Annotated in this window: 16 protein-coding genes and 1 tRNA gene; 13 read left to right on the top strand and 4 right to left on the bottom strand. The window is 59.0% G+C overall.

All coding sequences use genetic code 11. From position 1 onward, the window contains the following. Positions 1-128: 128 nt before the first annotated feature. The 8 genes from acpS (at position 129) to DW123_RS09100 (ending at position 12,035) form a co-directional block, all read left to right on the top strand. On the top strand, positions 129-668 hold the full coding sequence (acpS, locus tag DW123_RS09135) for a holo-ACP synthase (RefSeq protein ID WP_118273747.1): 540 nt from the start codon (positions 129-131) through the stop codon (positions 666-668). Beyond that, positions 669-2,285 (top strand): NAD(P)H-hydrate dehydratase, encoded by a 1,617-nt coding sequence (locus DW123_RS09130; RefSeq protein ID WP_118273746.1) that lies wholly within the window; start codon positions 669-671, stop codon positions 2,283-2,285. Between the two features lie 2 nt (positions 2,286-2,287). Beyond that, positions 2,288-3,433: an alanine racemase gene (gene alr / locus DW123_RS09125; protein WP_118273745.1), complete on the top strand. Its 1,146-nt coding sequence runs from the start codon at positions 2,288-2,290 to the stop codon at positions 3,431-3,433. An 8-nt stretch (positions 3,434-3,441) separates the two neighbouring features. Next, positions 3,442-4,062, top strand: a complete 621-nt coding sequence (locus DW123_RS09120; RefSeq protein ID WP_118273744.1) for a uracil-DNA glycosylase — start codon at positions 3,442-3,444, stop codon at positions 4,060-4,062. Between the two features lie 12 nt (positions 4,063-4,074). Beyond that, complete coding sequence (gene tsaE, locus DW123_RS09115; protein WP_118273743.1) at positions 4,075-4,581, top strand: tRNA (adenosine(37)-N6)-threonylcarbamoyltransferase complex ATPase subunit type 1 TsaE; 507 nt, start codon at positions 4,075-4,077, stop codon at positions 4,579-4,581. Continuing rightward, positions 4,568-6,952, top strand: a complete 2,385-nt coding sequence (gene tsaD, locus DW123_RS09110; RefSeq protein ID WP_118273742.1) for a tRNA (adenosine(37)-N6)-threonylcarbamoyltransferase complex transferase subunit TsaD — start codon at positions 4,568-4,570, stop codon at positions 6,950-6,952. Before tsaE ends, tsaD begins: the two co-directional genes overlap by 14 nt. Before the next feature lie 832 nt (positions 6,953-7,784). After that, complete coding sequence (locus tag DW123_RS09105; protein WP_118273716.1) at positions 7,785-9,674, top strand: carbon starvation protein A; 1,890 nt, start codon at positions 7,785-7,787, stop codon at positions 9,672-9,674. 183 nt (positions 9,675-9,857) lie between these two features. Continuing rightward, positions 9,858-12,035 carry a hypothetical protein gene (locus tag DW123_RS09100; RefSeq protein ID WP_118273715.1) on the top strand — a complete coding sequence of 726 codons (2,178 nt, stop codon included), beginning with the start codon at positions 9,858-9,860 and terminating at the stop codon, positions 12,033-12,035. 579 nt (positions 12,036-12,614) lie between these two features. Here the strand turns inward: DW123_RS09100 and DW123_RS09095 are convergent. The 4 genes from DW123_RS09095 to DW123_RS09615 form a co-directional block, all read right to left on the bottom strand. Further along, positions 12,615-12,689 (bottom strand) — tRNA-Gln (locus DW123_RS09095). A 38-nt stretch (positions 12,690-12,727) separates the two neighbouring features. Continuing rightward, a complete protein-coding gene (locus DW123_RS09090; protein ID WP_199406666.1) occupies positions 12,728-13,633 on the bottom strand; it encodes a peptidoglycan-binding protein in 906 nt (301 codons plus the stop codon). A gap of 138 nt (positions 13,634-13,771) precedes the next feature. Next, positions 13,772-14,785 (bottom strand): polyprenyl synthetase family protein, encoded by a 1,014-nt coding sequence (locus DW123_RS09085; protein ID WP_118273714.1) that lies wholly within the window; start codon positions 14,783-14,785, stop codon positions 13,772-13,774. Between the two features lie 127 nt (positions 14,786-14,912). Beyond that, positions 14,913-17,363: a PTS transporter subunit EIIC gene (locus DW123_RS09615; RefSeq protein WP_118291518.1), complete on the bottom strand. Its 2,451-nt coding sequence runs from the start codon at positions 17,361-17,363 to the stop codon at positions 14,913-14,915. A 224-nt stretch (positions 17,364-17,587) separates the two neighbouring features. Here DW123_RS09615 and DW123_RS09075 point away from each other — a divergent pair, with 224 nt between their 5' ends. The 5 genes from DW123_RS09075 (at position 17,588) to DW123_RS09055 (ending at position 22,979) form a co-directional block, all read left to right on the top strand. Beyond that, entirely contained in the window at positions 17,588-18,307 is a 720-nt protein-coding gene (locus DW123_RS09075) for a GntR family transcriptional regulator (protein WP_117743782.1), read from the top strand. A gap of 306 nt (positions 18,308-18,613) precedes the next feature. Continuing rightward, positions 18,614-19,930: an ABC transporter substrate-binding protein gene (locus DW123_RS09070; protein WP_055252173.1), complete on the top strand. Its 1,317-nt coding sequence runs from the start codon at positions 18,614-18,616 to the stop codon at positions 19,928-19,930. 87 nt (positions 19,931-20,017) lie between these two features. Then, positions 20,018-20,872, top strand: coding sequence for a carbohydrate ABC transporter permease (locus tag DW123_RS09065; RefSeq protein ID WP_099432301.1), 855 nt, complete (start codon positions 20,018-20,020; stop codon positions 20,870-20,872). Further along, the gene (locus tag DW123_RS09060) at positions 20,872-21,711 is read left to right on the top strand and encodes a carbohydrate ABC transporter permease (protein ID WP_055252175.1); all 840 of its coding nucleotides are present in this window, start codon (positions 20,872-20,874) and stop codon (positions 21,709-21,711) included. Before DW123_RS09065 ends, DW123_RS09060 begins: the two co-directional genes overlap by 1 nt. Before the next feature lie 68 nt (positions 21,712-21,779). Beyond that, complete coding sequence (locus tag DW123_RS09055) at positions 21,780-22,979, top strand: ABC transporter ATP-binding protein (protein WP_118273713.1); 1,200 nt, start codon at positions 21,780-21,782, stop codon at positions 22,977-22,979. Positions 22,980-23,081: the final 102 nt, after the last annotated feature.

Genomic DNA, 23,081 nt, shown 5'->3' with positions numbered 1-23,081 from the left:
CGCCCCCCCCCCCTTTTTTGCGTTAACGGGTTTTCGTCTCACATAGTAGCTGTGTTTTATAACCCTCGTTTGTCGCATCTTCTGTGAACGGGCTACAATAACTTAGTCTGTGCGATATGGAGGTGAACATGGCTGAAGCTGGTATCGGCGTTGATATCGTCGAGATTTCGCGCATGAAATCAATTCTTGAAAAGACGCCGTCGTTTGCTCGGCGTGTGTTTACCGAAGAAGAGCGTGCGTATTGCGATGCATCATCGCGTCCCGCTGCTCACTATGCGAGCCGCTTTGCTTCGCGCGAGGCGGTGCTTAAAGCTCTTGGCACGGGTTTTAGTCAAGGCGTGGGTCGCAAGGATGTTTCGGTGACGCGTGATAAACTTGGCAAACCGAAGGCGCTGCTTTCGGGCCGTGCACTCGAGATCGCTCAAGAGTTGGGTGTCGTTGAGGTCGCTCTTTCCATTACGCTTACAGGAGACTTAGCCGTTGCGAATGCCATCGCGATTACCGATGCCGCTCGACCTAAGCCAAAAGAGGAAAAGGTGAGCACCAAGAAACGCGTTGCGCAGACATTTAAAGCGGCTCGCTCTGTTTTAGATGAGCTTGAGCAGCTGCAGAATTCAGCATTGACGGAGCACCTGGGCGATGCTTCGCAAGATACGCTAGGAGCATAGATGAAACCGGTTTTGAGTACCGAAGAAGTCGTTCGTCTCGAGGATATCATCGAACGCGAGGGGACTTCGAAGGCCGAGCTTATGGAGCTAGCGGGTGAGTTTGCCGCCAACGAGGTCATGAAGCTCAATCCCGATCGGGTTCTCTTTCTGGTCGGTTTTGGTAATAATGGAGGCGACGGTTGGGTTGCCGCCGATATCCTGAACCATAAGGGTGTGGACGTAGATATCGTTTCTCCGGTTGAGCCGGATGAGATTCCTGCTGCTCTGGCACGTCATGTTGCTCGTCGTACTGCCGGCCGCGATGTGCACGTTTGCGTCGGCCCCTCGCGTGACGAACTCGAGGTTTTGATCGATAAGGCCGATGTTGTTGTCGATGCCATTTTTGGTACCGGTTTCCACGGGAATCTGCGTGCGCCGTTCTCCATTTGGATTCCTACGGTCAATGAATGCGCCGATTGTGTCGTATCCATTGATGTCCCCTCGGGCTTGAATGCCGAGACGGGCGTTGTTGATGACGACTGCATTCGTGCCGAGCGTACGGTGACGATGATTGCGCCCAAGATTGGTCTGTATAGCGCTGATGGCCCTGAGTATACTGGAGATTTGATCTGCGGCAATCTTTACGACCGTCTTGACGAGGTCATCGATGATGTCGACCACGCCGCCGAGATTGTCGAGCCCGGTGATTTAGTTGATTTCTTTGCTCCACTGCCTACGAATATCGATAAGTATTCCCGTGGCTCTGTGCTTATTGTCGCCGGATCTGCGCAATATCCTGGTGCTGCCATTATGGCGGCTAAGTCTGCAGCTCGCGCGGGTGCTGGTTACGTGGCAGTCGCGGCTCCTGACGCCTGCGCCAATCTTATTCGCATGGCACTTCCTTCGATTCCCGTCTTTGCTATTCCGTCTGATTCCCGCGGCTCCTTTGGCGCCGCTGCACGCATGACGGTGTGCGAGATCGCAAAGAAGTACAGCTGCGTGCTGTGCGGTCCCGGTATGACGACGTCTGCCGGCGCTATGCAGGTGGTTTCGGGCTTGCTTGAGCTTGATGTGCCGCTTATTTTGGACGCCGATGCACTCAACTGCCTTGCTAAGATTGCCATTGACGGTATTGATAGTAACCCCGAGATGTATCGTCGCGAGCAGCCGTTGGTTATGACACCGCACTATCGTGAGCTTTCGCGTCTGGTTGCCGGTGACGAGGTGAACGACCTTGGTACCGCGATTGCGGCCGCGCAGAAGGTTGTCTGGGCTGCAGGCTCCGACAATCTGGTGGTCATTGCCAAGGGGCCGACGACGGCTATCTGTGGCGTTGAGCGCGTGCTGCTGCCGCTCTCGGGTCCGGCTTCTCTGGCAACTGCCGGTTCGGGTGATGTTCTCGCGGGTATTTTGGCCGGCACGCTTGCCACCATGCGCGACGAGATGGATCGTTGGGAGTTGCTGTATTCTTACGCCGTCGCACTTCACAGCTACGCCGGTTTTGCCGCGGCGACGGAGTATGGTGAGAAGAGCGTTATCGCGACCGATCTTATCGACTTGATCGGTCCTGCCATGGAGCTGGCGGCAAAGGATGCGCTCGAAGATCTGGGAATCATGGACGAAGGGTCGGATGACTAATCATGAATAAAGCCGATTTGACGCGCTGGTCCTGGGTTGAGATTGACCGCGGGGCGCTTCGCCGCAACACGAGGGCTTACAAGAACCTGCTCGATCCACGTCAGCGACTGTGCTGCGTGGTCAAGGCCGATGCCTATGGCCATGGTGCCGTTGAGTGCGCCAAAATCATGTACTCGGCCGGAGCCGACATGTTTGCCGTGGCGACGGTCAGCGAGGGTGTTGAGCTACGTCGGGGCGGAATTACCAAGCCCATCCTGATCTTGAGCGAGCCGCCTATCGAGGCTATCCCCACCCTGCTTGAGTTTGACATTATGCCTTCGGTCTATACGTCCGATTTCGCCCTTGCCTATGGCGAGTGCGCTGTCGCGGCAGGCAAGGTGGGCAAGTACCATCTAGCCATTGAGACGGGCATGAACCGCATCGGTGTTCACTACACGCAGGTGCTCGACTTTGTTCGTGGTATTAGCTTCCATCGCGGTATCCAGTGTGATGGCGTCTTTACGCACTTCGCCACGGCCGATGAACCTTCGGGTTGGGACTACAAACTGCAGTGCCAACGCTTTACCGAGGCCGTTCAGGCCATTAAGGACGCGGGTTTTGAGTGCGGTATCGTGCACTGTGCCAACACGCCGTCCTCGATGCTCGATCCCTCGATGCATTTTGATATGATTCGCGCCGGCGTTGGCTTGTATGGCATGCAACCATGCGAGCTGAGTGGTCGCGTGATGCAGCTCGATCCTGTTATGAGCGTGCATGCGCGCGTGACACGCGTGGCGCATCCCGCGATGGGCGAGGGCGTGGGCTACGGCTTTACCTACCGCGTCCCGCGCACGCGCGTTCAGATCTGCACCCTTCCGATCGGTTATGCCGATGGCCTTTCGCGTACGCTTTCCAATCGTATGGACGTGCTGTATCGCGGCGAGCGTGTGCGTCAGGTGGGTAATATCTGCATGGACCAGTTTATGGTCGCCATTCAGTCCAACCCGGCGCATGAGATTCCCGAGGCCGAGTATGGCGACGAGATGATCATTGTCGGCCGCGATGGCGATGCCGAGATCACCATGGACGAGATGGCCCGACTGCGCGGCACGATTAACTACGAGGTCGCCTGCGGCTTTGGCATGCGTCTCGACAAGATCTACGTGTAGGAGCCGCCATGGGCGTCATGCACATCCCCGGACATAGTCACCAGGCGCCGCGCGAGGTTGCGCTCGAGGAGATTGAGGCTGTTTTAGGCGACTGCCATCTCTGCCAGCTCTATCAGTCGCGCCGTAACATCGTGTTTGGCGTGGGAAACCCCCACGCCCGCGTCATGTTTATCGGCGAGGCGCCGGGGCGTAACGAGGATCTGCAAGGCGAACCGTTTGTGGGGGCGGCGGGCGAAGATCTCAACGGCATCCTGTCGCTGGCTGGCCTCAAGCGCGAAGACGTCTACATTGCCAACGTGCTTAAGTGTCGCCCACCGGGAAATCGCAACCCTCGGCCCGAGGAAGTGCTGGCCTGCTCACCGTTTTTGCGTGAGCAGATTCGAAGCATTTGGCCTGATATCATCGTGACGCTCGGTAACCCCGCGACGCACTTTGTGCTTAAGACCGAGATCGGCATCACCAAGCTGCGCGGCAGGTTCCATCAGATGGGGCATTTTGTGGTGATGCCCACTTTCCATCCGGCAGCAGCGCTACGCAATCCGGCGTGGCAGGAGCTGCTGGAGGAAGACTTTAAGATGCTGGGCGACTATCTGGAGCGGCATCCCGCGCCAGAGGGTGCCTCGGAATAATAAGGAGCATATATGTCCCTGGAGCGCCTGGGGGTAGGTATTTATAAAACGGCTTGCTCTGCCGATACAGAGCATTTTGGCGAGCTGGTTGCGCCGTGCCTGGCAGATGGTGATGTGCTGATCTTGACCGGCGGCCTCGGGGTGGGCAAAACCCACTTTACCAAGGGCGTTTCGCGTGGTCTGGGCGACGGCCATATGGTCACGAGCCCCACGTTCGCACTCATGGCCGTTCATGATCAGGGGCGTATTCCGCTGTTCCACTTTGACCTGTACCGTCTGGAGCATGCTTACGAGCTCGAGGATACGGGCATTTTCGATGTATTGGGCTATGAGGGTGCCTGTCTGTTGGAGTGGGGCGAACAGTTCCAGGACGAACTGACAGACGAGTATCTTTCGGTAACGCTTAAGCGTGATGAGAACGATAGCGACGTGCGAACGATAGCGCTCGAGGCGCACGGCGGGCGCGCAGCGGAGCTTTCCGATTTGATTGATAAGGCTGTACAAGATGAGCTTGCATAACGATTACGCGCTGGTGGTGGCGCTCGATACTTCGACCGATATGCTTGCCTGCGCGGCAAGCTGGATTGATGGGCAGACGGGCGAGGCGAAGCTGGTGAATGGCGACCATATGTGCCGTCGCCATGCCAATGTGGAGCTCGTGAATACCGTCGACAGCGTGCTTGCTCGGGCTGGCATGGACCGTACTGACGTGGGCAGTTACGTCGTCGGTCGCGGTCCGGGTTCGTTTACCGGCGTGCGTATCGGCATTTCCACCGCCAAGGGCTTGGCGCGCGGTGCCAACGTGCCGCTGTTGGGCGTGTCGACGCTCGATGCCTGCGCATGGACCGCGTGGAAGGCTGGTGTGCGTGGCAAGCTCGGCATTCTGGCCGATGCCATGCGCGGCGAGGTGTATCCGGCTTTGTACGTACTGAGCGACGAGGGCCCCGAGCGTCAGTTTGAGCGCGAGCACGTGGTCAAGGCTGCCGTGGCGCTTGATGAGTGGCGCCAAGCCGCGGACTGGGACCAGGTTCAGCTGACTGGCGACGGTCTCGTGCGCTATGGCAAGCTGCTGGGCGAGGCTGAGGCCGCTCGCTGCGTAGAGCGCGGCTTGTGGTGGCCTTCGGGCGAGGGCCTCCTCCTTGCGCATGCCGCGGGTGACGGCGACCCGGCCCGCGTCCTACCGATCTATACGCGCCTTTCTGACGCCGAGGAAAACGAGCGCAAACGCCTCGGTCTTGCCGAGAGCGCACAGAGCGAAATTACGGGCGTTGCCGATGAGCTCGCCGGTCGCCATCTGCAATTCCGCCCTATGGGTGCGGCGGACGCCGAGGGCGCGAGCACGCTAGAGGCTGCCTGCTTTGAAGGTGCCGGACACGAGGCGTGGACGCCGGGCGTGTTCCTGTCCGAACTGGGCGAGGACGTCGCTGCGCCGCGTAGTTGGTGGGTGGCACACGACGACGGCAAGCTACTGGGCCTTGCCGGCGGTATGGTCGTGGACGGTGATGTGCAGATTCTGGATGTCGCCGTCGACCCGGCACATCGCCGTGAGGGCATTGCCCGCAAGCTGCTGTCGCATGTGAGCTATGATGCCCAGATGCTCGGCTGCACCACGGCTTCGCTCGAGGTCGAGGACGGCAACGAGGGCGCCATGGCGCTCTATGCCGCCCTGGGCTTTACCGAAGCGGGGCGTCGCCGTGGCTACTACGGCGCCGGCAAGGATGCCATCGTCATGACGGCGCCGTTGCCTCTGGTGCTTCCGGTCGACAACGCCTCGCCCGAGCCAACGGCTGCCGAGCAGCGCGTATGGCCGCTGGCCGCGCCCGATCGCACTGTTGAGGAACGTGCCGAAATCGAGCGCCGTCGCCTGGTGCTTGCCATCGAGAGCTCCTGCGACGAGACGGCCGTGGCGATTATCGATGCAGATGGCAATATGCTGGCCAACCAGGTGTCGACGCAGATTGATTTTCATGCCCGCTTTGGCGGCGTGGTGCCCGAGATCGCCTCGCGCAAGCACGTTGAGGTGATTGTGAGTGTCGTAGATGCGGCGCTCGAGGATGCCGCGGCATCGCTTGGCCTTGAGGGCGGAGCGATTGCGCCAAGTGAGCTTGCCGCCGTGGGCGTGACGCAGGGTCCAGGCCTGGTGGGCGCCCTGGTGGTGGGCGTCGCCTTTGCCAAGGGCTTTGCATATGCTGCCGGCAAGCCGCTCGTGTGCGTCAATCATCTGGAGGGTCACCTGTTTGCCAACCTGTTGGCGCAGCCCGACCTCAAGCCGCCGTTTATCTTTACGCTTGTCTCGGGCGGTCACACCATGCTCGTGCACGTAAAGGCATGGGGCGACTATGAGGTACTTGGCGAGACGCTGGACGACGCTGTGGGCGAAGCCTTCGACAAGGTGGCAAAGGCACTGGGCCTGGGCTATCCCGGTGGCCCCATCATCTCCAAGCTTGCCGAGACGGGCGACCCCAAGGCGATTGATTTTCCCCGCGCGCTTAACAGCAGGGGAGACTACCGCTTCTCGCTTTCGGGCCTCAAGACGGCGGTGACGCTCTACATCGAGCAGGAGACCAAGGCCGGGCGCACGATTCACCTGCCCGATCTGGCTGCTTCGTTTGAGGCAGCTGTCTTTGACGTGCAGTACAAGAAGGCCAAGAACGCCCTGCATGCCACCGGGTGCAAGGAATATTGCATTGGCGGCGGCGTCTCGGCCAATCCGCATCTGCGCGAGATGATGATCAAGAAGCTTGGACGTCAGGGCATTCGTGTAACGGTGCCGCCCTTGTCCGCCTGCACCGATAACGCCGCCATGATCGCGGAGGTCGCTCGCCGTAAATTCGACCGAGGTGAGATCTCGCCGTTCGACGTCGACGCCGATCCGAACATGACGCTGTAGTCGTGCTCGTGCGGTCCCCGGCGCTGCCCGGGCGCCAGCGGCCACATATGAACTTTCCTGCTCGGACAGTCTTGCTCACGACGGAGGCCACATTAAGTGGCATCCTGTTCGTGCGGAACTCGCGATAAAGTTCATATGTGGCCGCTGGCGCCCGGGCAGTGCCGGGGACCTTTCTGTCCCGATGCGGCGTAGGGGTTCGTTTGGCGTCGACAGCGTCCGGCGAGGGTGACCTGCCAGTGTCGAATTTCCGGCGTTCTTGAGCTGAAAGAAAAAGATGGCATGCGGAGCTTTGCTCCGCATTTGGGATGGGAGCCCCTGAGAGCCGCGGGAGCCGGGCGGCGCACATGAACTTTATCGCGAGTTCCGCACGCAAAGGAAAGCACTTAATGTGCTTTCCGTCTTGCGCAGGACTGTAGAGCAGGAAAGTTCATGTGCGCCGGCCGGCTCCCGCGGCTCTCAGGGGTATCTCTCATGCAAAAACTTTTGTCTGGTAAAGTACGAGGTCAGTGGCGTTTTATACCGAGAATTTTCAAAATAGTTGAAAATTCATTACAAAATTGCGTTGACTTTAGGTAACTAAAGTTTCATACTGCTTTTCATCCACTGGGGGATGTGAACACGCACGGAACGTTCACATCATGATCGAAGAGGATTTCTTAGACATGTTCACGCATCAGCTAAACATTATCAGCGTAGTAATTATCTGATGCGGGTTAGCACATACAGCTAGCCCGTACGATAACGGGCGGCTGATGAAGATGAGGGCCGTCGAGCGCAACCGACGGCCCTCATTTTTTATGTCTAGGAAGTTCTTTTTAGAGGAGGAAATGTAATGAACGGAGTTTTGCTCATGGTTGTGGCCGCGGCGGTGCTCGTCTGCGGCTATCTGGGCTACGGCCGCTGGCTGGCCAACAAGTGGGGCGTCGACAAGGACGCCCTCACGCCGGCCAAGCGCATGAAGGACGGCAAGAGCTTCTCGCCCGTTTCCGCCTTCACCGCGTTCTCGCACCAGTTCAGCTCGATCTGCGGTGCCGGCCCTGTCACGGGCACGATTGTCGCCATGGCCTTTGGCTGGCTGCCCGTCGTGCTTTGGGTTCTCGTCGGCGGCATCTTCTTTGGCGCCGTCCACGACTTTGGCGCCCTGTACGCCTCGATGAAGAACAACGGCAAGTCCCTGGCTCAGCTCATCGAGAAGTACATCGGCAAGACCGGTCGTCGCCTGTTCCTGCTGTTCTGCTGGCTGTTCTGCATCATCGTCATCGCCGCTTTCACCGACATGGTCTGCAAGACGTTCATGTTCACCCCGGCCGTTGACGCTTCTGGTGCTGCTACCGGTGCCATCGACTTCACCAAGTCCTATGCCGCCGGCTGCGCTGGTACCATCTCCATCCTGTTCACCTTCGTCGCGATCGCCTTTGGTTGGGCTCAGAAGAAGTTCAACCTCACCGGCGCTGCCGAGTTCGTCACCGGCGTGGTGCTCATGGTTCTCATGTTTGCCGTCGGTATGCAGTTCCCGGTCTACCTGGATAAGTTCCAGTGGTTCGCCATCGTCATGGTCTACCTGGTCTTTGCCGGCGCCATGCCCATCCAGATGCTCAAGACCCCGCGTGACTACCTCACCTCGATCATGATGATCGTCATGATCGCCTGCGCTGTCCTCGGCATCGTCGTCCTGGGCGTCAACGGCCAGGCCACTATCACCGCTCCGGCCTTTACCGGCTTCTCTAGCGCTTCTGGCATGATGTTCCCGGTCCTGTTTGTCTCCGTTGCCTGCGGCGCTCTCTCTGGTTTCCACAGCCTCGTTTCTTCCGGTACCTCCTCCAAGCAGGTCGAGAAGGAGCAGGACGCCGTCAAGGTCGGTTACGGCGCCATGATCGTCGAGTCCTTCGTCGGCATCCTTGCCATCATCGTCGCCGGCATCATGTTCTCCGACATGAACACCGCCGGTACCGGCGCCCTCAACGCCGGCGTCGCTTCCACCCCGTTCCAGATCTTCGCCGCTGGCATCTCCCGCGGTATGCAGGCCTTCGGCGTTAACGGCACGCTCGCAACCGTCTTCATGACCATGAACGTCTCCGCACTGGCCCTGACCTCGCTCGACGCCGTCGCCCGCATCGCCCGCACCTCGTTCTCCGAGTTCTTTGCCCAGACCAACGACGCCCTTGCCATCGAGTCCAAGGCCGGCTACATGAAGGTTCTCGGCAACCCCTGGTTCGCCACGGTCGTCACCCTGCTCCCCGGTCTCGCCCTTGCCTTTGGTGGCTATGCCAACATCTGGCCGCTCTTTGGTGCTTCCAACCAGCTGCTCGGCGGTATGACCATGATCACCCTCGCCGTGTTCTGCAAGTGCACCGGCCGCAAGGGCTGGATGCTCTACGTGCCCGTCGCCTTCCTGCTCAGCTGCACCTTCACCTCGCTGGTCCAGAGCGCCATGGGCTGCATGACCGCCGTCCAGGCCTACGGCTTCTTCGGCACCATCCCGGCTACCGCCACCACGGCCGCCGTCTCCGTCGCCGCCACCAAGGGCCTGCAGCTCGTCTTCGCCGTCCTGCTGATGGTCCTGGGCCTCATCGTCGCCGTCAACTGCCTCAAGGAGTTCTTCGGCAAGGAGGCTGGCTCCATGCCTGACGAGGAGCCCGAGTGGTCCGAGATGGGCAAGGCCGAGTACGGTCGCGCCGCTGCCGCTGAGGCTCCTGCCGACGCCGAAGCCGCCAAGGCCTAGTCGGTCGGACGGGTTGGATCTCCCATCTATTTGACTCGGAAAAACCGGGTCCGCGACTGCGCGGGCTCGGTCTTTTTTCATGCAAAATCGAGTGACGCCCGAGTGTTCTCGCAGATGTTTTGCGTGGACAAGGGCGCGCGTTGTACCATATAGACGTATATGTGTACATATGAAAGGGGCCCCGTGGCCAAGACGGTATATTCCGATAATCAAAACAATGTCGATGCTTTGGCTGAGCGCCTGAGCAGCCAGACGTCGCTTTCTGCCGAGCGCGCCAAGCTGGTTGCCTACGACCTGCTCTGCCGCAAGGCGCTCAAGATCAAGTCGAGCGCGCTGGCGCAGATTTTCCGTTCCGTCGATAAGGAATGCAACACCAAGGCGATGCGCGACGAACTCATCGCGGCAAAGATCGTTACCAAGATCGAGGGCAGCGGCATTAACGGGCGCCCGGCGTTCTATACCATCAATGCCGAGATCCGCGATGCCCAGGAGCAGCCTGCCGAGGCTGCCGAAGAGGTCGTCGAGGACGTTGTCGAGGTGCCTGCTGAGGCGGCAATAGCTCCGCGTGAGCATGTCGATACCGATGAGTTGCTCGATGAGAACGTCGTGCGTGCCTTTACGGCCAAGGCGGGACGCGGCGGTTTTGGCGGGGGTGGCAAGCGCGATGCGCAGCGCCGCGCCCAGCAGGAGCGCTTCCGCCGCGCCGTTGCTCAAAAGGGTGAGACGGATGCCGAGGCTGTCGAGGAAAAGCCCGTCAGGATGCAGGAGTCGACTCGCACTCAAGAGCATGCTGAGATCCAGGAGCCCAAGCGTCGCCGCGGTGCGCATTTTAGGGCCGAGCAGCAGGATGTTGCGCTCGAGGCCGAAGAGACTGCCGAGGTTGCGGACGATTCCGAGAAGCCGGCCAAGAAGGCCTCAGACTCGTGTCGTCCCGGTCGCGGCTTTGCAGGTCGCGCGTATCCCGTAAAGCGCCAGGAGAAGGTTAATCAGGTTCCGGAGGTGCGGGCCGAGAAGGCCGTGAAGCCTGCCGAGGCGGAAGTTCGTGAACAGAAGCCTGTTGATGAGCAGGTTGCGTCCGATACGGAGACCCAGGGCCAGCAGTCTACTGATGGGCAGACGGAGCAGGGCGCGTCGAGCAAGCCTCGCCGCCGTCGCCATCGTGGGGGCCGCAGTTCCCATGCCGAGACTGCAACCGAGAAGATCACGCCGCAGGACGAGGATGTGAAGGCCAAGGTTTCTGCGGGGCAGCCAAAGCGCCGGCCAGCGAAGGAGAGCAAGTCCGATCGTCCGCAGAAGCAGGCGTCTATGCCGAAGCGCGAGTGCAATTCCCAAGGCGATTCTAAGCGCAAGTCTCAGAAGAAGCCGGAGTCTGCCGCAGTAGATACTGCTGCCCAGCAGCCCGAGTCGGCCGCCCACGGCGAGGTCTCGGCGTTTGCCCTTGCCCGCGTTTTGGGCAGGCAGCTGCTCAAAGTTGTCCCTACGCCTATGGCGCTCTCTAAGATCAAGGAGCAGCAGACACAGATCGTTAAGGTCGAGGGCAAGGACGGCAAAATGGCTCCGCAGCGCGCTCAGCACAACGAGATGTCCAACCGCAAGATTGCCGAGGAGATTGCGATCATCCAGGCTTGGATCGAGCAGAACCGAGGTGCCGATACGCCGGTTGCCTCGCGCCGCCAGCGTGCCTACCAGATCTTTAACGACGAGAAGGCCTTTGACGGTAAGCACGGTGAGCGCCTGATTAAGCGCATGGCCGAAAAGGGCATCAGCATGCAAGTGATTAAGGTTGCCCCCAACCGCCCCGTGCATTTTATGGGTTTCTTTACGCTGGGCGCCGACAAGCCGTTCATTATGGTCGAGAACTTGGACACCTATGACGAGATCGTCAAGCTCCTGCGCGGCCGCAAGCACGCCAAGCTCTTTGGCATCAAGGTGGGCGGCGTGATTTTTGGCGGCGGGTGCAAGGCGAGTGTCTCTCACGCGCTGGATGATTATCTGGCCGAGATCGGCTACCGCTTTAACTACGTCTACTACGTAGGCGATATCGATCGCGAGGGCGCGCGCATCGTCGAGCAGACTCGCAATGCCAATGTGGTTGAGATTCGCCTGCATGCCGGCATGTACCGCGCCATGCTCGCCGAGCATAAGCGTCGCGTGAAGGCCGGTGGCGAGTGCGAGCCCGCGGCTGCCAACCAGGGCGTGCCGCAGAACCTGGCGGCCACGATCAAAGACCTGCCCATGGTTACGCGCGTGCAGTTCCGCAACGTGCTGCGCGAAGGCGGGCGCATTCCGCAGGAGATCCTGATGACCGCAGACTATCGGGATGGCGACTCGGGAAGCTTCGACCGCATGCTGAACAATTAGTTCCGCCGGCCCCGGGAGAGCGGGGACACCGACTTAGGTTTCCTGCTCTACAGTCCTGCTCACGACGGAGGCCACATTAAGCGGCCTCCTGTTCGTGCGGAACTCGCGATAAACCTAAGTCGGTGTCCCCGCTCTCCCGGGGCCGGCGGCTACTTGGTTGTCGCAGACGGCTCGCTTTTCGGAACTGGGCTGATATTTTCTAGATGTAAGGCGCTCTTGGTTCTAATGGGCTTGGGGCGCCTGTATTTTGAGGGTGGATTTTTGGGACATGCCTGAAAATCTACCTTTTGCAACTTCTCGTTCTGTAGGAGAAGCTGTGACCGGCACTTTGGGAGCGTCCCTAAGTGCCGGTTTGGCTGGAAAGTCGAGATGCGGGGAGCCCGTTGCTGGTATGGGACGGAGGGATTCCGCGTCCGCCTTTTCGGCGGCCGCGTCCCGCTGCGTCGCTTCGCTCCTTGCGTGCTGCGCTGGAAAACGCTTCGCGTTTCCTCAGCTCCGCACCCTTGCGGGTTCGAATCCCTCCGTTTGCTCACAAGAAAGCGCCCTGGGCTGATGAAAGCTCAGGGCGCTCAGTTACCTTGGCTGGGACGGAGGGATTCGAACCCCCAACAGCCGGCACCAAAAACCGGAGTTCTACCGTTGAACTACGTCCCAATGTGTGGTGTTGCCCAAAAGCAACTCGTCTAGTTTACCTAATCTGCGAGGGCATCGCAAACGCCATCGAGCAGGCGTACGGCGAGCGTCTGCGCGTCGCTGGCCGTGAAGGTGCCGTTGTAGCGCGTCATGCCCGTGAGCTCAATGCGAATGCGAGCCGGCTTCTGCTGCGCGGCGACATTGGCGGTGCGGATGCGCTGGGCCAGGTTGTGGCACTCGGCGAGGGCAATCGTGGCGCGCGGTGCGGCGTCGGCGGGCAGCTCGTCGCTTGCGATTTCGAGCACCAGGTCAACGTCGGTTGGGACCTCGGAGTCGCAGAGCATCATGCCGCTGTTGTCGGTCGTTGCCGTGGCGATATTCCACATGCGCGACGCAACGCTGCGTGCGATGGGGTCCTCGCCGATAACGGCAATCTGAAAGCGCTCAAGCACATTGGCGGCACGGGCAAAACCGATACGCGACTCGGCCTCGGTGACCGAGGGCTTACCCTCCCACACATGGTGCAGGCGGTTGATGTAGGCGTAGGTGTCCTGGAAGGCCATGCCGTCGGCAAACAGACCGACATTTTCCTGGAACTGCTGCAGGGCGGCCTCGGTATGCGGGCCAAAGTAGCCGTCGTCCTCGCCGCAGGCAAAGCCCAAAACGTTCAGAGCGCGCTGCAGGGCCTGCACATCGGCGCCATGGAAATTGGGCATGCGCAGATAGAGGGTGCGGTCGCCCAGCTTATACGAGGCGTCTACCAGGGCGCTCCAGCAGGGGATATCGACGGCGCTGCCGGCGGCGAGGCCGCTATCGAGCCTAAAGGTGCCAACAGCCTGCTCGGTGGTGGTGCCAAAGCGCTTGTCGGCGACCTCGGCGTCGTCGATTGTATAGCCGAGCTGCAGAAGGCGGGACTGGACGTCCTCGACGGCTGCTCCCTGCATGCCCGTAGTAATAGGTTCCATGAACGAACCCCTTTCGGCGTACCATTCGTACTATTTGAGCGTGTGTCGGATAGACAACGCAAAGGGATGCATAAACATGCACTCAACAGTGTAGCAAGTTGTACCCAAATACGCTGCTGACAGGTTTTATAACCCCCGCTAGTTAAGGCGCTCCACAAAGAAATCTGCCATGGAGAGGAATAGCTCGCGTGCATGCGGGTCGAGCTCGACGCCTTCGATGGCGGCCTTGGCCTTAGCGGTCAGGTCCAGCGCGTAGGTGTGGGCGTAATCGATGGAGCCGGTCTCCTGGAAGATCTCCACGGCGCGTGCGAGCTGCGCGGGATCATCGGTGCCCGAGGAAAGAATCGCCTCGACCTCGTTGTGGTGGCGCTCATCAGAGAGGGCGTGTACGGCGACGAGCGTACGCTTGCCCTCGGTGATGTCGGTACGGAAGTCCTTATTGGCGGTTTCCTTGGTGCCAACAAGGTTGAGCAGGTCGTCCTGGATTTGGAAGGCAAGACCGGTGTGCAGGCCAAAGGTGCGCAGCGCCTCGATTTGCTCATCGCTGCCGCCGCCAATAATGGCTCCGGCGGCAAGTGGCGTCGCTCCGCTGTAAAACGCGGTCTTGTGCGTCGCCATGTCCAGGTAGTCATCAACCGAGATATCAAAGCGCTCATCACGGACCCAACCCAGGTCGAGCGCTTGGCCCTCGATGGTGCGGACGATCATCTCGGTAAGCTCGTGGAGCACGCGCACCTTCACGTCGGACTCCAGCGTGGGGTCGTCGAGAACCGTCTTGGTGACCATGGTGAGCGCTAGGTCGCCACAATTGATGGCAAGGCCCGTGCCCTCGGTAAGGTGCATGCAGGGCTTGCCTCGACGAAGCTGTCCGTTGTCGGCGATGTCGTCGTGGATCAGCGCGCCCGACTGGAAATGCTCGATGGCTGCCGCGGCGCTGCGGGCGCTCTCAAAGCTACCGCCCACTGCGGTTGCGGCGAGCATGCAGATAAGCGGGCGGTGGCGCTTGCCGGCGTTTGCCGTAAATGTCGAGAGCGGGGTATACAGGTAGCGCTCGATATCGGCGGAAGTCGCCTGTCCGTCAAAGAACGTGGCCAGATAGTCGTTAATCTGGTCAAAGTGCTGGGCTAAAAAGCTGGTAAACGGACTAAACACGGGCTCTCGCATTCTTTCTGAGGTTGCATCGTTGCATTATGCAGACAACATATTGCCACATTGGGGCGTCGAGCGCGGCGGTTGAAGACGATTGGGCCATGTGGCCGCGCATGTGGTAGGGGCTCGGCTAGATAAGCCCAAAGTGTTCGAGCGCGGTGACGACGCCGTCGTGGTCGATGCTGTCGGTTACATAGTTGGCCTTTTCCTTGAGGAAGTCCGGCGCGTTGCCCATGGCGATGCCAACGTCGACCGTCTCCATAAGGGCGATGTCATTGCTCGCGTCGCCAATACCATACACGGTGCCGTGGTCTGGCCCCAAGGCGTCAAGCACGGCCTCGATTCCGGCTCGTTTGGTGCACTCGCGAGGCGAGATTTCTGTGACCTCAAGCTCGAGCTCATTAAAGCAGAGCAGGGGTCCAAGCTCTTTATCCTGAGCGATGCGGTTGGCGAGTGGTGTGGACATAAGGATCTTATAGGCGTTGTAGTGCTTAAGTTGCGTGACGGCATCGCCAGAGGTGCGTGCGTATCCGGGCGCCTCGGGCGCGTCCGCACTCATGCGCACGACTCGATTAAGGCCTTCAAAGCGAATCTCTTCACCCGATTGCTCGAGATAGGGGGCGAGGCGTTGTAGCAGACCGGGGCTTATGGCTGCATTGCGCACGATGCGCCCCTCGAGTTCGGCGTAACCGCCCGCGAGACAGACGACGCCCGCCCACGGCAGGTCGAGCAGCTTGGGATGGATGCAGCTGAGGGCGCGCCCCGTGCAGATAAAAGCCTTGTTGCCGTTGGCGACAAACGCGCGAATTGCCTGCGCAACCGTTTCATTAGGATAGGGGGAAAGGTCTCGCTCGCCCTCGGGAAGCTCTTGGACAAGTTTGGGATCTTGCCAGGCGAGCGTACCGTCGATGTCAAAGAAGCAGATATCTCCATGATTTTTGGCGGCGTCGACAGCATGAGAAGGCGAGATGGCGGGCGCAAAACCTGGTTCGAGCCCCATAACCTGATCAAAGTGCTCTTTGACACGGGGAACCGAGACGCCGATGATCACCTGGGCTGTCTTGCCGGTGACGATGAGGCCCTTGGCGCCCACTGCGACAAAGGCCGCGTTGTCCGCCACGACAGAAGGGTCTACGACTTCGACGCGCAGCCGCGTGGCGCAGTTGGTTGCGCCCACGATATTGCCAACGCCACCTAAAAGCTGAATTACCCGCTCAGCGAGGACGTGATCTTGATCGGATTGAATACTGACCTCGCCATTGGGAGATTGCTCTTTGACAAAGCCGCTTCCCGTTAAACGATCGATTGCCGCGCGATTGGAGGCATGATCCTCGCGGCCCGGCGTCTTAAGGTCATAGACCAAGATGAGTGCTCGAAAACTAACAAAAAAGATGAGGCTAAAGGCAAGACCGATACCGAGCGCCAAAAGGTAGGAGCTGGCATGCATTCGCATGAGTGGGATGAAGTTGAAGGCCGTCATTTCCATGAGACCGCCCGAGAAGATGCCGACGATGCCAAAGAAGTTCATGGTCATGGCAAGGCAGGAGGATAGGACGGCGTAGAGCAAAAAGAGTCCAGGATAGGTGAACATAAAGAGAAACTCGAGCGGCTCGGTGACACCGCAGACCACCGAGGCGACGATGGCGGGCAAAAGGATGACCTTAAGGCCGGCGCGGCGTTCGGGTTTGGCGGTGAAATAGAATGCTGCCGCGATGGCGGGAAGGCCAAAGAGCTTGCCCCAGCCGGTGGCGGTAAAACCTGCCCAGGGCGCAAGTTCATTTAAAGGGCGCGTGCTATGGGAGAGAATGGGGAGCAGGTTGGTCCACGTGGCGTAAATACCGTCGTGAATGACCAGATTGTCGTAATAGATGGGCATATAGAGCAGGTGGTGCAGCCCCATGGGCTCGAGTGCTCGCTCCAAAAACACAAAGATGCCCACGCCGAAGGGGCCGACGCCCGCAAGTGCGTGGCGCAGCGTTTCGGTTACAGCGTATGCGAAGGGCACGATGGCGGCCGAGATGGCGGCAAGGGCAAACACGGCAAAAAAGCTGATGAGGTAGACCAGCGAGGAACCCGAGAAGGTGCCGAGCCAATCGGGAACCTTGGCATCGTAGAAGCGGTCATGGATGGCGACGACGGTTGCCGATACCGCCAGCGGGCCGATAATGCCGGTGTCGAGCGTCTTGATGCCGTCGATGACGGTGATACCGCTGGCGGGGGTCAAAGATGATGGGTACTTAAGCCCAAGGTTGTCTCCGCTCAGCTTAATGATCTCGCTCAAAAAGAAGCAATAGGCAAAATAGGCCACAAGCGCCTCGAGGCAGCAGCGTGCCGGTTGCTTTTGGGCAAGACCGATAGGCAACGCTACGGCAAAAAGGAGCGGGAGACGTTTAAAGACCGTCCACGAGCCGCGCTGGATGATGGTCCAGAAAACGTACCAAGGGGTTCCGTATACGGCGAGGTCACCGACGATGTCTACGGTCGTGGCGAGGGCGGAGATGCCGACCATGAGGCCTGATATAGAAAACAGCATGGCGGGCGCGAACATGGCTCCGCCAAAACGTTGGATTTTCTGCAGCATAATATGCCTTCCGGATGCAACATGCTGTGCGAGCAAGAACGTTTAAACAATGAACTCATTGTAGAGGACTGGCTGCTTGCCGCATTGACGGTTTTGATTCGAATCGATTGGAGCATCACGGGCGCCGTTGACAGTTAATAATCGGTGCTTTGCCGATAGACGGTTTAAACAACCCAAAGAAATGCTATCGTGCCTAGCCATACATATTAATTAGAGGTGAAACAATGCCAAAAGCGATATACGAAGGAATCTACCGAGAAATACGCTCGCGCATCATTAATGGGACCTATGCGTTTCAGGAGATGCTGCCAACCGAAGCTGAGTTGACCGCGGAGTTCGGATGTACTCGCAATACTGTCCGTCGCGCCTTGGGTATGCTGGCCGACGGGATGTTTGTGCAGCCCATACACGGCAAGGGCGTGCGCGTTATTTGGCTTAAGGGCGAAACCGACATGTTGGGCGCACTCGAAGAGGTTGAGTCGTTTGGCGAGTTCGCAAAACGCAACAATGCCGTCGCATCGACCGAGGTCAAGTCTTTTGAACATTTGATTTGCACGGAGCAACTTTCTCGTCGCCTGGGCTTTAAGGTGGGCGAGGAGCTGATTCGTGTAGTGCGTGTCCGAAGCCTCAACGGCAGTGCTCGCCAGGTGGACCACGGCTACTTTTTGGAGTCGATCGCCAAGGGCCTGACGCCCGAGGTCGCCGAGAAGTCTATCTACGACTATCTGGAGCACAAGCGCGGCATCAAAGTGATGGCGAGCCGCCGTACGGTGAGTGTCGAGCTCGCCAACGATGAGGACTGCAGCTACTTGGACCTTGGCAAATACAACTGTGTCGCCGTCATGGAGAGCCAGTCGTACACCTCGGACGGCATCTTGTTCGAGGTCACGCATGCCCGCACGCATCCCGAGATCTTCCACTACCGCGTCAACTCCAAGCGATAGCCGGCTAGCTCGCAGCCTGACGAGACTCATGCCCTCAAAGCGAAAACGCCCGGTCAAACCGACAATGCATCGGCTTGACCGGGCGTTTTCGCTGCATTCGATAATAAATAATTGTTTATACAAAACTTGTCAAGTATCAAGTCGAAATTACCGTTCACCGAAGTTTTTCTACCGCTCTAGTAATACTTGTTCAAACAACTAGCCAAATAGCGTATTGTACAAATCAGCAAAAGGGGCAAAGTCCCCGAGCCAATCTCCGAAGGCGGCGGCAAAGGGTGCCGCCACGGTGTGAAAGGGTGGATTGTAATGAAGAACGAAATGAGCAGAAGGCAGTTCCTGGGCTTTGCTGGTTCCGCGGCTGCGGTTCTTGGTCTGGGCCTCGTGGGCTGCGGTGGTTCTGCCGGCTCTGGCTCCTCTGCTTCTGGTGACGCTGCCGAGGTCTACTTCCTCCAGTTCAAGCCCGAGGTCGACAAGGAGTGGAAGGAGATCGCCAAGGCGTACAAGAAGGAGAAGGGCGTCGAGGTCAAGATCGTGACCGCCGCCTCCAACACCTACGAGGAGAAGCTCAAGTCCGAGATGTCCAAGAGCTCCGCTCCGACGCTGTTCCAGGTCAACGGCCCCACCGGTCTTAAGAACTGGAAGGATTACTGCGCCGATCTGTCCGACACCAAGCTCCGCGGCGAGCTCATCGACGACTCCCTGGCTCTGCAGTCCGACGGCAAGGATCTGGGTATCGACTGGGTTCAGGAGAGCTACGGCATCATCTACAACAAGGAGCTCCTCGAGAAGGCTGGCTACAAGGCCGAGGACATCAACTCCTTCGACAAGCTGAAGGCTTGCGCCGATGACATCCAGGCCCGCAAGGACGAGCTCGGCGTTGACGGTGCCTTCACTTCCGCCGGCATGGATGACTCCTCCAGCTGGCGCTACACCACCCACCTCGCCAACCTCCCGCTCTACTACGAGTTCGAGAAGGAGCACAACCAGGAGGACGACGAGATCAAGGGCGAGTATCTCGACAACTTTAAGCAGATCTTCGACCTGTACATCACCGACTCCACCTGCGATCCTTCGCAGCTCGCCTCCAAGACCGGTGACGACGCCACTAACGAGTTCGCAACCGGCAAGGCCGTCTTCTACCAGAACGGCTCTTGGGCCTACGCCGACCTCACCAAGGCCGGTATGACCGACGACCAGCTCGGCATGCTGCCGATCTACATCGGCGTCGACGGCGAGGAGAACCAGGGCCTGTGCTCCGGCGGCGAGAACTACTGGTGCGTCAGCTCCCAGGCTTCCGAGGATGCCCAGAAGGCCACCGAGGACTTCATGTATTGGTGCGTCACTTCTGACACCGCCACCAGCATCATCGCTGACAAGATGGGTCTGACCGCCCCGTTCAAGAGCGCTAAGGAGACCACCAACGTCTTCTCGCAGCAGGCCGTTGCTATGGCCAAGGATGGCAAGAAGACCGTTGCTTGGGACTTCGTTTACATCCCCTCTGAGGAGTGGAAGAAGAACCTCAAGCAGGCTCTCATCGCTTATGCTGCCGACAACACCAAGTGGGACGGCGTCAAGAATGCCTTCGTCGATGGCTGGAAGACCGAGAAGGCTGCTTCCGAGTAAGCAGTTGCTGCCCAAGCTATCTGATTAGCGACAGGGGGCGGGCAGACGTAGGTTTGCCCGCCCCCTGCATATTGAAAGGACCCTTCTATGGGCAAAGCACTCAAGCGCTGGTGGCCGCTCTTTATGCTGCCCACGTGCCTGGCGTTTATGATCGGGTTCGTGATTCCCTTTATCCAGGGTTTCTATCTCTCGTTCTGCCAGTTTATTACCATCAATAACGCGCACTTTGTCGGTATCGAGAACTACGTGCGCGCACTGACCGACCCGCAGTTCTCCACGTCGTTCTTCTTTACCGTGGCGTTTGCCTTCCTGTCGACGGTGCTCATCAACGTGATCGCGCTGGCCATTGCGCAGGCGCTCACCCGCAAGGCGCTCAAGGGCACCAACATCTTCCGTACGATTTTCTTTATGCCTAACCTGATCGGCGGCATTGTGCTGGGTTACATTTGGCAGATTCTGATCAACTGCCTGCTCTCCAACGTGGGTGCCCAGCTTATCGCCCTCAACTCCGCCGCTGGCTTCTGGGGCCTTATCATCCTGACCCTGTGGCAACAGGTCGGCTACATGATGATCATCTACATCGCCGGTCTGCAGTCCATCCCGTCTGACTACATCGAGGCCGCCAAGGTCGATGGCGCTACGGCATGGCAGACGTTTTGGAAGGTTAAGATCCCCAACCTGATGCCGACCATCACCATCTGCCTGTTCCTGTCCATCACCAACGGCTTTAAGCTGTTCGACCAGAACCTCGCCCTTACCGGTGGCGCCCCGGCGCACTCCACCGAGATGCTCGCCCTGAACATCTACAACACGTTCTATTCGCGTGCTGGCATCGCATGGCAGGGCATCGGTCAGGCCAAGGCAGTTATCTTCTGCATCCTGGTTGTCGCTATTTCTATGATCCAGCTTAAGGCCACGAGGTCCAAGGAGGTGCAGCAGTAATGAAACGCGATAAGGCTATCAACCGCGCGCTCTCGATCTTCTTTACGATCCTGTCGCTCGCATGGATCTACCCCGTGTTCATGATTGCGCTCAATTCCTTTAAGAAAGCGACCGCAATCAGCACCACCACGGCGTTCGATCTGCTCACGCCCGAGACGTTTAACGGCCTTGCAAACTACGTGCACGCCCTGAACGAGCAGGGCTTTGCCTCGGCATTTATGTATTCGCTCATCATCACGGTCACGTCGGTCGTGCTGATCTTGGTGTGCTGCTCCATGTGCGCTTGGTACGTGGTGCGCGTCAACAGCAAGATCTCGAACTTCTTCTATTACCTGTTCGTCTTCTCGATGGTCGTGCCCTTCCAGATGCTCATGTTCACGCTGTCCAACCTCGCGGACCGCATCGGCTTTAACACGCCGTTTAACATCTGCTTCATCTATCTGGGCTTTGGTGCGGGCCTGGCGGTCTTTATGTTCGCCGGCTTTGTCAAGAACATCCCGCTCGAGATTGAGGAAGCGGCCATGATCGACGGCTGCAACCCGGTCCAGGTGTTCTTTAAGATCGTTCTTCCCATCATGAAGCCCACCTATCTTTCGGTCGGCATCCTCGAGACCATGTGGGTCTGGAACGACTACCTGCTGCCCTACCTTACGCTCGACTCCACCAAGTACAAGACCATTCCTATCTTGATCCAGTACTTCCGTGGCGGCTATGGCCATGTCGAGCTTGGCCCCATGATGGCCTGCATCATGATGGTCGTCGTCCCCATCGTCATCATGTACATCTTCTGCCAGAAGTACATCATCGACGGTGTGGTGGCAGGTGCCGTCAAGGGCTGATGCCGTAACTGTTTTGCAAGTTTTGGCGGCGCCCCTCATCGCGGCGCCGCGTATCGAAAGGTAAAGACATGGCCGAGATCGTTCTCAAACATGTTCAGAAGGTGTATCCCAACAACGAGTCAAAAAAGAAGGGCTTCTTTGGCAAAAAGAAGAAGACCGAGGGGAAGAAGCACAACCTCAAGGTTACCGAGGACGGTGTGCTCGCTGTAGAGGACTTTAACCTCACTGTTCACGACCAGGAGTTCATCGTCCTCGTTGGCCCCTCTGGCTGCGGTAAGTCCACGACGATGCGCATGGTCGCCGGCCTGGAGGACATCACCTCGGGTGACGTGCTCATCGACGGCAAGCGCGTCAACGACGTCGCTCCCAAGGACCGCGACATCGCCATGGTGTTCCAGAGCTACGCTCTGTACCCCAACATGACGGTGTACGAGAACATGGCGTTTACGCTTGAGCTCAAGAAAGTCCCCAAGGACGAGATCGACCGCAAGGTCCGCTCCGCTGCCGAGATCCTGGGTATTACCGAGTACCTCGACCGTAAGCCCAAGGCGCTTTCGGGCGGTCAGCGTCAGCGCGTCGCCATCGGCCGCGCCATCGTGCGTGACCCCAAGGTCTTCCTGATGGACGAGCCGCTGTCCAACCTGGACGCCAAGCTGCGTAACCAGATGCGTGCCGAGCTCATTAAGCTGCGCCACGAGATCAAGGGTACGTTCATCTACGTTACCCACGACCAGACCGAGGCCATGACCCTCGGCGACCGCATCGTGGTCATGAAGGACGGCGTCGTCCAGCAGACCGCCACGCCGCAAGAGGTCTTCAACCACCCCGCGAACATTTTCGTCGCCGGCTTCATCGGCGTGCCGCAGATGAACTTCTTCGATGCCCAGCTGGTGCGCTCGGGCAACGGCTTCACCGTCAAGACCGAGGATATGAACGTGGCGCTCGCCCCCGAGACCTGCGCTCAGCTTGCTCTCAACTGGGACGGCGGCGATGTGAAGGAGATTACGGCCGGCGTGCGTCCCGAGCAGATCCTGCTTGCCGACAAGGGCGAGGAGGGCGCGCTCCAGGGTACCGTCGAGGTGACCGAGCTCATGGGCTCGACCGAGCATGTCCACGTGACCGCTCCCGACGGCCAGTTTGTCCTGATTATCCCCGTCGTCGACCTCGAGGCCAAGGGCGCGCTCAAGGCGGGCGACCCCATCTGGTTCAAGTTCGAGAAGAACGCGACCCACCTCTTCGATAAGGTCTCTGGCAAGAACCTTATCTAGGCCCGGTGCATCCAGACCCTCCCTTTGGGCGACTGCGGTATTGCCATCCTTTTGCCGCGGTCACATATAAGGCTTCCCTCCCGTCCACTGGGCGAGAGGGGA

The sequence above is a fragment of the Collinsella sp. AM10-26 genome (assembly GCF_003472525.1).
Classification (GTDB): Bacteria; Actinomycetota; Coriobacteriia; order Coriobacteriales; family Coriobacteriaceae; genus Collinsella.
The sequence above is the reverse complement of the archived record's forward strand: the minus strand, read 5'-3'. Positions and strand labels throughout refer to the sequence as shown.